15 protein-coding genes are annotated in these 15,044 nt (G+C 54.5%); 4 read left to right on the top strand and 11 right to left on the bottom strand.

Going from position 1 to position 15,044, the window contains the following annotated elements:
- Positions 1-105: 105 nt before the first annotated feature.
- From IM282_RS06790 to budA, 5 genes are all read right to left on the bottom strand, one after another.
- The gene (locus tag IM282_RS06790; RefSeq protein ID WP_192970253.1) at positions 106-804 is read right to left on the bottom strand and encodes a GNAT family N-acetyltransferase; all 699 of its coding nucleotides are present in this window, start codon (positions 802-804) and stop codon (positions 106-108) included.
- A gap of 107 nt (positions 805-911) precedes the next feature.
- Positions 912-1,385 carry a cold-shock protein gene (locus IM282_RS06785; protein ID WP_022647360.1) on the bottom strand — a complete coding sequence of 158 codons (474 nt, stop codon included), beginning with the start codon at positions 1,383-1,385 and terminating at the stop codon, positions 912-914.
- 130 nt (positions 1,386-1,515) lie between these two features.
- Positions 1,516-2,286: a (S)-acetoin forming diacetyl reductase gene (locus IM282_RS06780; RefSeq protein WP_022647359.1), complete on the bottom strand. Its 771-nt coding sequence runs from the start codon at positions 2,284-2,286 to the stop codon at positions 1,516-1,518.
- A 20-nt stretch (positions 2,287-2,306) separates the two neighbouring features.
- Entirely contained in the window at positions 2,307-4,028 is a 1,722-nt protein-coding gene (alsS, locus tag IM282_RS06775; protein ID WP_226839831.1) for an acetolactate synthase AlsS, read from the bottom strand.
- Positions 4,000-4,779, bottom strand: a complete 780-nt coding sequence (budA, locus tag IM282_RS06770) for an acetolactate decarboxylase (RefSeq protein ID WP_192970255.1) — start codon at positions 4,777-4,779, stop codon at positions 4,000-4,002. The genes alsS and budA overlap by 29 nt, the downstream gene beginning before the upstream one ends.
- A gap of 105 nt (positions 4,780-4,884) precedes the next feature.
- Here budA and IM282_RS06765 point away from each other — a divergent pair, with 105 nt between their 5' ends.
- Positions 4,885-5,781 carry a LysR family transcriptional regulator gene (locus tag IM282_RS06765; protein WP_038415606.1) on the top strand — a complete coding sequence of 299 codons (897 nt, stop codon included), beginning with the start codon at positions 4,885-4,887 and terminating at the stop codon, positions 5,779-5,781.
- 225 nt (positions 5,782-6,006) lie between these two features.
- Here the strand turns inward: IM282_RS06765 and cspA are convergent, their stop codons facing one another.
- Positions 6,007-6,219, bottom strand: a complete 213-nt coding sequence (gene cspA / locus IM282_RS06760; protein ID WP_022647355.1) for an RNA chaperone/antiterminator CspA — start codon at positions 6,217-6,219, stop codon at positions 6,007-6,009.
- Between the two features lie 703 nt (positions 6,220-6,922).
- Between cspA and IM282_RS06755 the strand changes: the two genes are divergently transcribed.
- The 3 genes from IM282_RS06755 to IM282_RS06745 all read left to right on the top strand — a co-directional run bounded on the left by IM282_RS06755 (position 6,923) and on the right by IM282_RS06745 (position 8,519).
- Complete coding sequence (locus IM282_RS06755) at positions 6,923-7,378, top strand: hypothetical protein (protein ID WP_192970251.1); 456 nt, start codon at positions 6,923-6,925, stop codon at positions 7,376-7,378.
- 200 nt (positions 7,379-7,578) lie between these two features.
- Entirely contained in the window at positions 7,579-7,989 is a 411-nt protein-coding gene (locus tag IM282_RS06750; RefSeq protein WP_023299534.1) for an ASCH domain-containing protein, read from the top strand.
- Between the two features lie 200 nt (positions 7,990-8,189).
- Positions 8,190-8,519, top strand: coding sequence for a type II toxin-antitoxin system HigB family toxin (locus IM282_RS06745; RefSeq protein WP_032671566.1), 330 nt, complete (start codon positions 8,190-8,192; stop codon positions 8,517-8,519).
- A gap of 83 nt (positions 8,520-8,602) precedes the next feature.
- Here the strand turns inward: IM282_RS06745 and IM282_RS06740 are convergent, their stop codons facing one another.
- The 5 genes from IM282_RS06740 to IM282_RS06720 all read right to left on the bottom strand — a co-directional run bounded on the left by IM282_RS06740 (position 8,603) and on the right by IM282_RS06720 (position 15,030).
- Positions 8,603-9,166: a hypothetical protein gene (locus tag IM282_RS06740; protein WP_192970250.1), complete on the bottom strand. Its 564-nt coding sequence runs from the start codon at positions 9,164-9,166 to the stop codon at positions 8,603-8,605.
- A 132-nt stretch (positions 9,167-9,298) separates the two neighbouring features.
- Complete coding sequence (locus tag IM282_RS06735; protein WP_023299531.1) at positions 9,299-9,637, bottom strand: barstar family protein; 339 nt, start codon at positions 9,635-9,637, stop codon at positions 9,299-9,301.
- Between the two features lie 198 nt (positions 9,638-9,835).
- A complete protein-coding gene (locus IM282_RS06730; RefSeq protein ID WP_048966880.1) occupies positions 9,836-10,162 on the bottom strand; it encodes a hypothetical protein in 327 nt (108 codons plus the stop codon).
- Between the two features lie 223 nt (positions 10,163-10,385).
- Positions 10,386-10,853, bottom strand: a complete 468-nt coding sequence (locus IM282_RS06725) for a hypothetical protein (protein ID WP_192970249.1) — start codon at positions 10,851-10,853, stop codon at positions 10,386-10,388.
- Complete coding sequence (locus tag IM282_RS06720; RefSeq protein ID WP_192970248.1) at positions 10,846-15,030, bottom strand: RHS repeat-associated core domain-containing protein; 4,185 nt, start codon at positions 15,028-15,030, stop codon at positions 10,846-10,848. The genes IM282_RS06725 and IM282_RS06720 overlap by 8 nt, the downstream gene beginning before the upstream one ends.
- Positions 15,031-15,044: the final 14 nt, after the last annotated feature.

The following is a 15,044-nucleotide window of genomic DNA, read 5'->3' as shown; positions in this document are numbered from 1 at the left end:
TCGCTGACAGCCCTCAGTCATTTAGAAAGCAACTTTATTGCTTCTGCATAAAAAAATTACTGGGGATCCCTCAGCCCTTTGGGAGAGGGTTAGGGTGAGGGAAAATTATTTTCGAAATTCCTCTAACCGCCTGACCTGCCGTCCTTCCGCGTCAAAATTCTCCGCCGCCAGCCACGCGCGCAACGCCGCGTCCCTTTCCGGCCACTCGCCGTCAATAATAGAGAGCATATCGCTGTCGCGGTTGCGTCCTTTGCGCACCAGCTTCTGGCGCAGGCGCCCTTCCCAGACAAACCCCAGCCGCTCCGCCGCGTTGCGTGAGGCGGTGTTCATCGAATCGCACTTCCACTCCAGCCGACGATATTTATGCTCAAAGGCATTTTTCAGCAGTAGCCACACCGCTTCGGTGCCAATGCGGGTGCCTTTCATCTTGCGCGACCAGGTGACGTGGCCAATTTCCACCGATCCCAGAAAGCGTTCAATCGCCATATAGCTCACCAGCCCTACCGCCTTTTCGGTGCGCAGATCGATAACGGCAAAGGGCACCAGGTCGTCATCCAGCACCTTTCCGAGCACCCAGTGCGCAGTAGCCTCAACGCTCACAGGCTGGGTGCTGGCAAGCCACGTCCAGTCGCTGTCATCGCCCAGTGCGTAAGCTTCAAACAGATCCGCCGCGTGGCGTTCTGCGTCCAACGGTTCCAGACGACAATACTGGCCGGTTAGCGGCGTGCGAGTTAGCGCTCGGGCACATTTCCAGTCGGGGACGATATCGTTAACGGTTTGACCATGTTGATTGATTTCGGGCACGGCGGTGACTCCCTGCAAGGTAAGGAGTTTGTTATAGCAGGTTAAAAAGCGGTCGAAAAGGAAGAACGTGCAGGCCGGGTAACGCGTAGCCGCCACCCGGCATAAAATTACTTCAGCAGCTTAACCGTCGCGTCGATGTCGATTTCATCTTCGGTGAAGATCATCGTCGTGTTCTGGAAGGTGGTGATCGCCAGCTTCTTCACCGTGCGCATCTCGCCCGGCTTTTTCTCACTTTTCGGCTTGATGCTGTTCATCAGTAGCCCCACCGACAGCACCGCGTTCTCTTTGTCGATTTTGGTCTCAACGGGCTCTTCTTCGCTGAACACCACGAAGGATTTGATCGAGGTGAGCTTCACGCGCTCGCCCGCGATATAAAGATGCTTGCTCTCCGGGATCACCTTCACCGCATACGCGGAAAGGCCTTTGGTGTTTGTGGTGGGTTCGAAGGTCACCGCCGCATCTTTCTTAATCAGATCAGGGTTGGCGACCTTAATCACGTGAAAATAGCGGTTGTCGCCGTTTTCATCTTTGATAAATCCGAAGCCTTTATCTTTAAACCACGTTGTGATTGTACCGTTCATCGCTGTTACCGCCTGTCAGATCTTAAGACTAAAGTTTTGCAGCGCGCAGTGTAATGCACAATGGCTGAGGAGACAAAAAAAAGCCCCTGCACGGGAGCAGGGGAAAGTTCATGTCAGAGCTTATTAGAATTTAGTTGAACACCATCCCACCATCAATCAGCAGCGACTGACCGGTCATGTAGTCGGAGTCTGGTCCGGCGAGGTAAGAGACGCAGGCGGCCACATCTTCCGGTTCGGACAAACGGCCAAGCGTGATGCGTTTGGCAAAGGTTTCCGTTCCGTAGCCGAGCGGTTTACCCGCCGCCTCGGAGACCTGACGGTCGATCTCCGCCCACATCGGCGTTTTGACGATGCCCGGGCAATAGGCGTTAACGGTGATCCCCAGCGGCGCGAGATCCCGCGCGGCGGTCTGGGTTAAGCCACGCACCGCGAACTTGCTGGAGCTGTACACCGCCAGTTCCGGGTTGCCGGTATGGCCCGCCTGGGAGCAGGCGTTGATGATTTTACCGCCGTGCCCCTCTTTGCGGAACGCGTCAATCGCGGCCTGAATGCCCCAGATCACCCCTTTCACGTTGATGTTGTAGACCTTGTCGACAATTTCCGGCGTGATGGATTCGATAGGGGTAGACGGCGCCACCCCGGCGTTATTGACGATGACGTTGAAGCCGCCCAGCGCGGTGCGGGCTTTTTCCACCGCCGCAAACACCTGGTCGCGGTCAGAGACGTCCACCTTCACGGCGACGGCTTTCCCGCCGTTGCGGGTGATCTCATCCGCGACCGCTTTCGCCGTCTCTTCGTTGTAATCCGCAATAGCGACGGCAAAGCCGTCCTTCACCAGGCGAAGCGCGATCGCTTTGCCAATCCCCTGGCCGGAGCCGGTTACGAGAGCCACTTTTTGCATTTCTCTGTCCTTATATTGATTCACAAAATCTGGCTGAGATGGAGCTGGCCCATCAGCAGCGGGTTATCGCTGTAGTCGACGGGAATGGCCACCACGGCCGGGCCATCGACATCCATTGCGGCACGCAGCGTCGGTTCGAGCGCGTCGGCGCTCTCGACGGCAAAGCCATTCGCACCGAAGGCGTCGGCATAGGCTTTGAAATCGACCGGGCCAAACTCCACGCCGGAGAGACGCTGGTATTTTTTCTCTTCCTGGATCGCCACCATGTTGTAGGCGTTATCCACCCAGATGATGTGCAGCACGTTGGCATTGAGGCGCACGGCGGTTTCCAGCTCCATGCTCGACTGCAAAAATCCGCCGTCCCCGGAGACCGACACCACCTTGCGCCCCGGGTTGACCAGCCACGCGCCAATCGCCCACGGCAGCGCCACGCCCATGGTCTGCTGACCGTTGGAGATCATCACCTGACGCGCGCGGAAGCTGTAGAGGTAGCGGGCGATCCAGATGTGGAAGCTGCCCATATCGACGGTGAGCGTTACGTCGTTATTCACGATGTCCTGCATGGCGCGCACGATGCGCAGCGGATGCAGGGCAAACTGGTTTAGCGATGCGCCGCGACGGTCGAGGAGGTCACGCTGATGCTGGCGATCGACAAGAATTTCCGAGGCGCGCTGGCTGAGTTCAAGTTTGTGCTCGATTCGGCTGGCAAGCAGATTCAGCGTGGCGGCAATATCCCCGACAAGTTCCAGATCGGGAACATACTTGCGCTCCTCATAGGCGGGCAGCACGTCAATGTGCACCAGCGTCGCGTCGCCGCTGTTCCACATGGACGGCTCGTATTCCACCGGGCTGTAGCCGATGCAGATAATCAGATCCGCCAGATGCAGCAACCGATCTCCGGCCTGGTTGTTGAACAGGCCGACGCGCCCGGCGAAGCGGGTGAAGTGTTCCTGATTCACCGCCCCGGCGGCCTGATAAGTGCTGGTGACCGGAATGCGGCTTTTCTCCAGCAGCGTGCGCAGCGCGGCGCTGTTGGCGGGCTGGCTGGCCATCAGGCCGAGTAAAATGACCGGGTTTTTGGCGTTCTCGATAAGCTTCGCCACGTCGTTAATGGCGGACTCCGGTGCCGGGCCCATCAGCGCCGGGCCGCTGGCGGGTAAAATCGCCCCCGTGGTGGGCTGGTCGACAATATCCTGCGGCAGGCTGACAAACGCCCCGCCCGGCCTGCCCTGCTCGGCAGCGCGAAACGCGTTGGACACCACCTCGGCAATCGCGTCCGGGGAGTTCACTTCTACGGCGTATTTGGTCACCGGGCTGAACATGGCGACAGTGTCCATGCTCTGGTGCACCAGCTTGGCTTTATCCGCCCGCTTCACCGCCCCGCCCAGCGCGACGACCGGGTCGCCTTCGCTGTTGGCGGTGGCGATGCCGGTGATCAGATTGGAGCAGCCCGGCCCGGAGGTGACCAGCGCGACTCCGGCCTTGCCGGTTAACCGCCCTACCGCTGCCGCCATAAACGCCGCGTTGGCCTCGTGACGCACCGGGATAATCTCGATGGAGGAGTCCAGCAGAGAGTCAAAGACCTTGTCGATCTTCGCGCCCGGGATCCCGAACACCTGCTTCACGCCCTGCGCTTCCAGCTGGCCGACAACCATATCGGCGCCGTGCGCCCACTGACGTGACTGTTTCTCACTGTTCACGATAGTTCTCCTGTTAGTTTTCGACGGCGCGGATAGCCGCATCAAGGTTGCTGGGGTGCAGGTTGGCCTGTAAAAACGCGCTGTCGGCGGGCAGGTCAATCATCAGCTTGTGGATTTCGCCGAAGGTGAGCACGCCGCTCTCCAGCTGATAGTCGAGCAGATGTCCCCCGCCCTGACGGTCGTCGGTGATAAAGTGCTCGTGATAGCCCGCCACGTTGATGCCCTGCATATGCTGCGGGGTGCGGAACCCGACCAGCACGCCCTCGCGCTGGTTAAAGCGGAACACCGGCTGGTCGTCCAGCACGTCGGTCATCGCCCGGTACGGCGGCGTCTGGCGCGGAACGGTGCGGGTATGCGCATGGCGGAAGTTGCCATCGATGCGCAGCGCGCAGAACAGGTTATCGGAGGGGATCTGCTGGTCGATCACGTCGTGGATCTGCTGACGGCTGACCGGACCGTTAAAGGTTTTGCGGTACTGCGGCTGGAACCAGGTCATCACCGCGAACGGCGTTTTTTGCTCCGGCTTCGCGGCGCGGGCGCTGCCGTCGGCGCGCAGCTGGTACACCTGGCTGCTGAAGGCAATCATTTCACCGTCCAGCTCGTTAAAGGTGCCGAGACCAAAATCACCGTGTGCCAGCAGGTCGGCGATCGTCGTCTCCCCTTCGTAGACGCCGCTTAGCAGGGCGCTCATTAGCGATGTCTGATAGATCACGCTGTCAGGATGCTGAGCCGAAAACCCACGCAGGGCCTCGCATAAACTCGCCTCACAGTCGCATGCAGATGAATGCATCATCATGCCCGTCCTCTTCAACTTTATTTATAAAGGTTAAATAAATGTTGACCCGATTCAGCAGAGAGTTCCAATATAGAATCCATGCTGGTTTGAGACGTTTTTGATATGGAACTTCGTTATCTGCGCTATTTTGTCGCGGTAGCACGCGAGCGACACTTCACCAGGGCGGCCAAAGCGCTGGGTATTTCACAGCCTCCTCTGAGTCAGCAGATCAAACGGCTCGAAGAGGAAGTGGGCACGCCGCTGTTCAGGCGCCTGACGCGGGGCGTGGAGCTGACCGAGGCGGGAGAAGCCTTCTATGAGGACGCCTGTAAGATCCTGGCGCTGAGCGACGCCGCGCTGGAGAAAGCCCGGGGCATCGCGCGCGGGCTGAACGGCAGCCTTTCGATTGGCATCACCAGCTCCGACGCCTTTCATCCCAAAATTTTCGCGCTGATTCGTCAGTTTCAGGTGCAGAACATGGCGGTGCAGGTTCACCAGGTGGAAGCCAATATGTCTTCGCTGACGACAATGCTGGCGGAGGGTGAACTGGATATCGCCTTTGTGCGCCTGCCGTGCGAAAGCAGCAAGGTGTTCGAGCTAAAAATCCTCGACCGGGAGCCGATGGTGGTGGCGCTGCATCGCGATCATCCTCTGGCTGCGTGCGATTCGCTGGCGTTAGAGCAGCTTCGGGAGACACCGGTGGTGCTGTTCCCCCAGGAGGTCGCGCCGGGGCTGTATGACCGCGTTTACGGCAGCTGCGAGAGGGCCGGAGTCGATATGCAACACACGCTGCAATCTTCACAACTTTCCTCTTCTCTGAGCATGGTCTCCGCTGGCGGCGGGTTCGCGCTGGTGCCGAAATCGATGGCCGCTATTTCTCCGCCGAATGTCACCTACCACGCGCTGAGCTCACCGGAGCTTTATACCGATATCGCGCTCTGCTGGCGGCGCTTTGAACGCTCACGGACGGTGAAACGGTTTCTGGCGATGATGAGCGAGGGGGAACGGGAGCAGGGATGAACCTTTTCAGAAACTGCGGACTGTATTGATGCCCAATTTATTGCGAAGCAGTTTTTGAGGCTGAATTTGAAGGGAGTACGGGCAGGCTGCCATATAAAACTCAGTACCATTACCCTTTAAAAATAAAAAACCCGCACAGGTGCGGGTTAATTTTATCAGTACAGCTTAACTGCTCGGACTATTGTCTTCATCGCTATCGTACGCCGCACTGATATTTAGCGCGGGTTACAGTGGAGAAACGTTTCCAGCTGCTGGACCTTTTGCGCCATTCTCAATGGTAAAGGAAACTTTCTGACCTTCATCAAGCGTTTTGAAGTTGTCGCTCTGAATTGCAGAGAAATGTACGAATACATCTTTGCTGCCGTCGTCAGGGGTGATAAAGCCAAAACCTTTATCTGCGTTGAACCATTTTACTAAACCAGTCATTTTATTAGACATAGATAAATCCTTAATTTATGAGCCACATAAGCGCGGCGATGATGGCCTGTATTTCGAGAGTTACTTATTTGGCACTTAGGAGGAGGCTCACGAAGAAGGAGTATCTACTGATAACACCTGAACTGAGGACTGCTTTACTAAAACTGCTTTCATAAGGTCTGTATTCCAAACCGATGACGCTATTAAGACACAGCGAAATTTATTGCGCAATGATTATTATTATTTATTTTAACCATTTAAACGCCCGGATGGCTGGTCGCGGTGCCAGACATCGTTCTGGCTTGAGGTCTACCATGTACTACAAAATGTCTACGCTTTCACTGTGCCGGGAGTTTGGGGTGTTTTGTTCACAGGCGGGAAAATCCTCCCGCGCGACGCAGACATCATTAGAAGGGATGCTCAAAATGAAAAGGTCTGCGTAAGACGTAACCACAGTGCAAACTGTGCCCGGCGGCGCTGCGCTTGCGCGGGCCTACGGGTCGTATCGCGGTGGTTTTGGAGGCCGGGTCGGGCGTAGCCGCCACGCGGCAATGCCCTTCTGGAAGCCGCCTCGCAAACCTGCAAGCAACCTTATGTAATTCAGGGTTATCCCTTTTCATCCCTTCTTCACGGTCGTAAAGTGCCTGCGTTGCGGCACATCCGTAACCGGGCGTAGGAACCCGTTAGCATAACATGACACTTTTCTGCACAACGAGGATGCTAAATGGCTACTACACCTAACTTTTCTTATGCGCTCTCTGAAGAAAGCGCTGTTCATCATCTAATCAACGCTTCAATTTCCGATTTTGCGGATCTTTTCGAGCTGGCTGATACCTGCGCCGCGTATGTCAGCGTGCTGGTGGAAACTGACGACACAGTGACGTTTACCACGCTCTGTGAGCGATTGCTGGCTGCGTTGAAGCGGCTGCGTGAGTGCTGTGACTCAGAGCTTCCGTCGTATCTGGTTGAGCAATTGATTGCAGGTGAAAAGATTACTTCCTGCGTGCCGGACTGCTGGCAGGAAACGGTGTTGCAGGTGGATTATGCCGTGGCATTAACGCTGGCGGTGATGGGCGGGACACTGCCTGCGAGCGTGGCGAAAGAACTCGTCGGGCTACTGCATGATATGGTCTGGTTGTTGGCGGAGTTTGTGAAGGAGCCGTATATAACTGCGCACTGAGGCGGGTGATGGGAGGCCGGAGTTCTGCTGGGTAAGAAGCGGATCCCCGGCCATACGCAAAATTTAATGTTGTTTTTGAATGTCTGGTAAGAGCGAAGAGCGGACAAAGTAGCAGAGGGAAAGCATCAATGTTAATGTCCGGAAAGTTCATGTTAAAACTCTGTATGACATTTTTCATCGACGATTAAAAAGGGCTCTTAATGGCTACTGTTGAGGTATTAAAAGTAAAGTATCCAGGCGCAGATGCCTGGCAAATGGGAGACAGCCCGGAACTGGCCAGCGAGCTTGCGGACCTGATTAAAAAAGGGATTAAAACGGCCTCCTGCGGATCCTTTGCCTCTTACCAGCAAGAAAAGTCTGCCCCGAGGATTGGAAGCTATAACATTATCCTTGATGGCCTGAATGCCCCGGTCTGCGTGACCCGGCTGGTTTCAATGCGACTGGTGCGTTTTTGTGATGTGACTGAGGAGTTTGCCCGCAAAGAAGGTGAAGGCGATTTAAGCCTTCAATACTGGCGAAATGAGCATCAGCGATTTTTTACCCGCGAAGGTCATTTTTCTAAAGATATGGAGTTGATCGCAGAAGAATTTGAAGTGGTTGAAGTGCTGTAAGACGAGAGAGTCCGGCTGGCGTCTGCTGCTATTAATAACAATGTCCGCTCCTGGCACAAAGTGGACATTTCTTTCACAGTCACCTCTTACAGTGTTCACACTCATTAAATGATCGCCTTTATCACGAGCAAATGAAAACTGCAATCCATGACAATTCCCACATTCTCAACCCGCCGACCACCACCTTAAATGTTTCCAATCTGGAAACAAGGGGCAAAAATGCCCGCAGTCTCAAGAGCGCTTTCGACGCGGCCACCAGACATTTTCCTATTCAAGAACTCGCTCTGGAAGATCTTTACTGGGTACTAAAAGGAGACCACTACCCATCACCAGACGACATGCGAAAGCGCTTCCCCAGCCGGGAGAGGATGAAATACCGGGAAAAATGGTGGGTCATTGACGTAGGTGGCGGGTATTTAAGAGTAATGTTATTTACTGATTTTGAGCGCGGAAAGCTCTTCATCAAACACACCAGCACTCACGCAGAGTATGACAAGCTCACGTACCTCTACCGGAGAACGAAAGAATGAACTTTGCAGCAGCCATCAAAGCGGCGAACAATCTGACAAGCGAGGCATATCCCATTCATTTATTTAAATAAAAAACATGTACCCTAGCCATAAAAATAATCATAGAATGCATTAAAACCTTCATTACCGATAAGAGGCGCAATTCTTTTCCGCAACTCATCAATAAAGTCACCTTTCACTTCGTCATTATCATCTGCTATATCAAAGATACCGTATTGACCATATACCAAATCAATAAGCTCAGCTAATGAAAATATAAATCCAGAGAGACTGCTAGCTATTTTAAATGGTTCAATTACATCATAACTAGCATAGACAGAGGTATTCCCTTCTTCGATAACCGCAATTAAAGGTTTACCTCCACCTAAATCATCACCAATAACAAGATAATTATCCGGTAAGTATTCATAACCACTTTGAGCCTTCGAGAGCTCACTGACAGAGTGAATTTTAATTGGCGTGAAGCCTGTTTCAATGTTTAATTTTTCCGGATTGTAATTTTTATATAAGTAATCAACATCTGTGGAACGAGGTAGGTTGGTTGGAAATGCATTGTCCAAGTCATTAACGGTATTGAAATTTCCGGATACCGAGTATTCATTACAAATAGCGGCTAGTTGCTTCAACGCCTCTTTAACCCCTCTCATCAGCCCTCCCTAAAGTATCTATGATTACACTCCACATAGTGAGTGAAAAATATACTTTCCGCAATATACTTCCGTTCAGAATAATATCAAATAATAAAAAACAGCCGAATTTTTCTTTTCGCCCGCCATATTTCACTTATGTTGCGCACAAAGCAATAACAAGATAGTTGGCTCCTCACCAAATAAAATACTTCTATTATTTACCTCTTGAATTGACAAAAGAAAATCATGCTTCAATCCCTCATTCAAATTGTTGATATTACTTATCTTAAGTAATAAAAACTCGTCTTGCTTTAAGTTTAAAGATGTCATCCCCTCTTCTGGGAATCGCAAACTAGTCAGGCAATCTATGAATGCATGGAAATTATTACCATAGAAATCAGGAAAGCCAAACAAGTGCTTAACCCTATCATGAAATTCTGTAACATCATTTATTTCTTTAAAGTCAATAGATAAAGTAATTACTTTCATTACTTCCATCCTCCCAGACCGATCTCTATGAAAGTGTTGTAATGGTCGTGACTATATAATGCTTGACCTGTATTACCTAAGCTATACCTTTTCAACTGGGAAGTGGATAAGACTTTTAGCTTCATAAATATCACTCAGCAATAGCGATAGCATATTAATTAAAAAAAATCACCACTAAAAAATAATTTATTAAAATAACTACAAAATTGCCGGGAAGAATCCCGGCATATATTTACTCTTCTTCCAACTCAAAAGTAATTGCTTTATTGTTGAGAAATTCTCTATTACCGACATAATTTTCTTATAATTGCCGGAGTGAATTTGAATAAAAAATTCATCTTTTTTCTTTGCTATTTCGAAATCAGCCCCCCAATCAGATGAAGAATCTTTTATAGAAAACCCAAATGCATTATCTGAAGAATGACTCAAAATGTATGAATCACTCTTTTCGAAAACAACTTTAATTCCAAAGAAGATATCATCTTGGTGAGAGCTGTTTACAATCAAATGATATTCAATGCTCATAATTATCTATCACTCCCAGGAGGTCGACCTCTGACAACAGGGTAATCAGCTGGATTTCGGATACCCATATGGGTTAAATTAGGGTCCGTTGAAATATTACCCAAATCGTCTAACTGGCTTCATTCGGTCCATAATCCTGCCGCTCCCGCAGCAGGTGGTAGTCCTGCCACAGGATGTGGGTTAAGCTATTAACAAAATCAATAATCTATCTTTAAATATGTAACTAACTGACAGAGGAGATGCCCCCCGACTTTAAATCATTTTTTTTGTAATATATCCTTAAAGAATGCTCGTCATCACTGATAATAAAAACCCTGTCTGGATCTTTAAAAAGGAGACATATGTCATAAGTATCATTTATTTTAAAAAGGCTTGCTAAAAATAAACGAAAATCTTTCACATGGACACATACACTGGCAACACCCTCATAGATAAAGCAACAGGAACCCTCGTTATCCACATGTAATATATCTATCGTTTTTTCGACCAATTCCTTTACATTAACCGGTTGTTCAAAATGAAATCCTTCAATCTCATCTTTTATGGAGTTAACTCTTTTTAACTCTTCACGATGCCAAGTAAAACCCTTCTCATTCACTAATGAGATAGAGTAGGAGTCAATCCCATCGATACTTTTTGCAAATCCCTTTGCTCTATGTATGATTAATTTTTCTTCAATTCTACTAGTCATAATAAATATGATGATCATTGGTTGAAGGCACATTAATCTTTTGATACCTGGACTCTTTAAAATCATAGGTTCTAGGATCTGCGCCTGGTTTAGATTTTCCAGCATGTGTATGTGGACCTGGAGCCCTTGGATCAGCGGTATGCTCAACAACTACCTTTTTATGCCCCTGAGCATCTGTATATTCATAATATCTACCATGAGAACCAAGATCTTCTGAATATTGATAGTTAGTGCTTCCCCTTCTCCTCTTATCACTTCCAACAATCCATTGTTTCTCTGGCTGTTGAGAGCGTGGGATACCTGCGGTGTCTTTCGCTTTATTTAAAGCCTGTCGTCTGTTTGTACCAGTACATGAAAGACCCAGCGGATCAATCCACCCCAACGGATTCGGCGCATACTGATAAAGGTTCCACCCACCATTCAGCCCAATCGGATCCTGCACAATAAACCGCCCGACCTGCGGGTCGTAGTAGCGGAACAGATTATAGTGCAGTCCCGTCTCACCGTCAGCGTATTGCCCGGCATAGCGAAGCGGCTGGTGTGCCATCGCCGTGCGGTTCACAAGCCGTGAGAACCCTTCGCTCTGATGGCGCACCTCGCCAAAGCTGCCGTACTGGCCGCTCCAGCGCACCGCGCCGCGCTCGTCGGTCACTTCCAGCGGGGCGCCGTTCAGGTCGGTACTGAACCAGTAAATCTCACCGCTGCTCTGGTCACGAAGGTGATCCACCCGCGCCAGCGGGCTCCAGGCTTCATTCGGGTCATAAATATACGTACTGCGCAGCCCGCTCTCCTGCTGCTCCTGCAGCAGGCGGTAGCCCTGCCACAGGAAGCAGGTGTCGGTGGTGCCGTGCGTCGTGGTGACGATTTTGCGCGTGCGGCGGCCCAGCGCGTCGTAGTGATAGCGCGCCTCAAACCGCCCTTCCGGCCCGGTTCCGCGGGCGGACACCAGCCGGTTCTCGACGTCATACGCATAATGCTGTTCGTATAGCCCGTTGCGGCGGCTGACCAGGTTGCCCCAGTGGTCGTATTTCATAAACTGCGCCTGCCAGTGCTGCAGGCGGTTATCCGTGACCGGTGCCGCAGCGTCACTGGCGGCGAGGTTATCCGCGGCGTCATAGCTGAACTGCGCGCGGCTGTGTCCCTGTCGGGCCTCGTAGTGCTTCAGCAGACGCCCTTCGGCGTCGTAGCCGTAATCCACCTCACCGCGCAGGGTGTCGCTGACGCCGGAAAGCTCACCGCGCGCGGTGTAGCGGTACAGGCGTTCCAGTAGCGCCTGCTCCGGCAGGGTCACGTCCGTGCTCAGTTCGCTGCACTGCAGGGTGCGTCTGCCGAGGCTGTCATACTGACGGAGCTGCTCGCGCGCGCCCTGGGTGCGGCGCACCTCGCGGTGCAGGCGGTCGCGGGTGAACTCGGTCACCAGCTGCTGCCCGAAGCGGATGGCGCTGACGTGGCCGGAGCCGTAGTGCAGCCAGGCCAGCTTTTGCTCGCCGGGCAGCGTCAGGCCGGTCAGGTTGCTCAGGGCATCCCATTCGTAGCCCACCGCGCCGTTAATGCCGGACTCGCTCAGCACGCGCCCGGCGGCGTCGTGGCGGTAAGCGATCTCATCGCTTTCAATACCCAGGGCAACGCCTTCGGCCGTCGGCGTGCGGCGAATGCGGGTAATCTGGCCGCTCAGGTCGCGGAAGTAGCGGTACTCCGCGTGGCGCTGAGTGCGCCCGATCAGCAGCCCGCTGTCGTCATAGCTGAACTGCTGGACGCGACGGGCGATGCCGCCGTCGGCGGCAGGCCGGCCGTTTTCTTCGAGCGCGCAAAGGAACCCTCGCGCGTCCCATTCCATATGGCGCACGGTCTCGTCCGGGCGCGTTTCGCTGAGCGGGCGGCCCACGGCGTCATAGGTGAAGCGGTATTCCGCCCCGTTGCCGTTATCGAGTCGCAGCAGGTTACCGCGCGGGTCGTAGCGCCACTGGCGCACGCGGCCAATACGGTCGGTAAGGCTGACCGGGAGGCCGAGCGCGTTATAGGCCCAGCTCACCTCGCTTTCCAGCGGGTCGCGCCAGCCCGTGAGCTGGCCGCGTTCGTTCCACACCAGCGACTCGCGGCTACCGTCCGGATGGATCACGGCGCTGAGCAGCCCGGCACGGCTCCACTCCCGCCGCGTGATATTCCCTTCTGCATCTTCGCTGGCAATCAGTTGCCCGAAGCGGTCGTAGGTGAAGCGGGTGACGCTGCCGGAGCAGTCGGTGCGCTGCGTCAGCAGCCCCTGGTGGTTCCAGACCAGGCGCACCACGCCACCGATGGCGTCGGTGATGCTCTCCGGGAGGAATTCTTCATCATCGGGATAGCGATACGCGGTGGTGCTACCGGCCGAATCCGTCTCCGACAGCAGGCGACCGCGAAGGTCGTACATGGCCTGCGATGAGGTACCGTCCGGGTACACCGTGCGGGTGATGCGGTCGGTCAGGCGATGCCAGTGATACTCCGTGCGGCGGCCCGCCGGGTCCGTCTCGCTGGTCATGCGGCCGTATTTGTCCCACGTGCTGCGGCGCATCGCCCCGCCCGGCAGAATGACGTGGCAGAGCTCGCCGTCGCGGTAGACAAACGTCGTCTGGCGACCGTCGTAATCCGTGAAGCGTGCGACGTTGTCGTCGTCATCCACCAGCCAGTGCGCCTGCGCGCCGTCTTCGCGGGTCGCGCGGCGGGTGCCGTTCTCAAAATCGTATTCGAACGTCAGCCGTTCGCCGCCGCTATGGCGGAAGCCGACCACGCGCGGCAGGCCGTCAATCTCCCGCCAGCGGTATTCGCTCAGCAGGCCGTTGGCGTCCTCATGAGCGCTCATCAGCCCGTCCTGCCAGCTGAAGCGTCGGCGCACGCTACCGCCCCGGCCGGTCACGGAGACCAGCTGGCGCTGTTCATCATAAGCGTAACTGACCAGGCAGATCTCGTCATCCAGCCAGGCGCCAACGAGCCTGTCGCGGTCGTAGCGGCAGACCACGCGCTGGCCCGCACAGTCGGTCAGGGCATGCAGGGTATTATTCGCATTCCACTCAAAGAGGATATCGTTGCCGCAGGGTTCGGAGAGGCGCTGGAGCAGCGACGGGGCATCATCCCGCAGCGGCGCATAGTGCCAGCGCTCGCCGCTGACGTCATACACCGACCAGCTGTCGTCCTGGTGATGTTCAAGCCAGTTTTTTTCGCTTTCGCAGTAGGAGCGCATCCCTTTCGGGACCTTCGGGAAGGCGACGTAATCGCCGGACGGTGCGCGCCACACCAGGCCGTCCTGATAAGGCTCCAGGCGGCTTTCCCAGAACAGGCTCCATCCGCGGCCCAACACGCTGTCGCCGGGATTGCCGCTGCGCCAGTAGCGCTGCCAGCGCACCGGAAGACGGGAAGGCAGGACGAAGTCCAGCTCATCATCCCCGCTGAGAAACTTCTGTCCGCTGACGATATCCACCGGGCGGGCGATGATCCCCGCGGCCGCCACGCCGGTCATCAGCGTGCCGGCGCGACAGGCGATACGGGCCAGCTTGTTGATGCCGGGGATTTTGCCCAGCAGCTTAGAGAGCGCCCCGACTTTGCCAGCGGCGCCGCCCCAGCCGCCGAGAAGCCCGGCGAACAGCAGGGTAAGATCGGAGACCTTGTAGAGCCACTCGGGCACTTCAGACTGAATGGGCAGGGTTTGCTGCGGATCGCCGCCGATAATGACGTTGTCTGAACCGGTCATCACCTTCGCGTCGCAGGTGGTGCGATCCCCGATGCGGGACGCTGGCTGGCTGTTAATGGAGACACGCTTAGAGCCTTCGGCCATCTGCTGCGAGCCGTCGTCAGAACAGTCGACGGTGCTATCGGTGGCAAGCGCGGCGGGTTTACCGTTGATAAACACGTTGGGCGAGCCGGAGGTGATGACGCCTTTCTTCGTCATGCTGGATGCCCCGGCGTCGGCGATGCTGTCCCTGGCGGCAGTCGCCAGTTCCCCGGTGTAATATCCCACGGCCAGGCTGGCGCCGACGAGCAGGACGCCCACGCCAAGACAGGATGCGCCGAGACCGGCAATAAACATGGCCCCCGCCAGAATGCCCCCGGCTGCGGCAATCAGGCCACCGACAATCGTTCCGGCAATCATCCCGGCCAGCGCACCGGAGTGGCCGATATCATCACCAACGCGTGCTGCTTCAAACATAACAACGGTCCCTG

The organism is Enterobacter cloacae complex sp. P29RS, from assembly GCF_014893445.1.
Classification (GTDB): domain Bacteria; phylum Pseudomonadota; class Gammaproteobacteria; order Enterobacterales; family Enterobacteriaceae; genus Enterobacter; species Enterobacter intestinihominis.
This window is presented reverse-complemented; position numbering and strand designations above follow the sequence as displayed.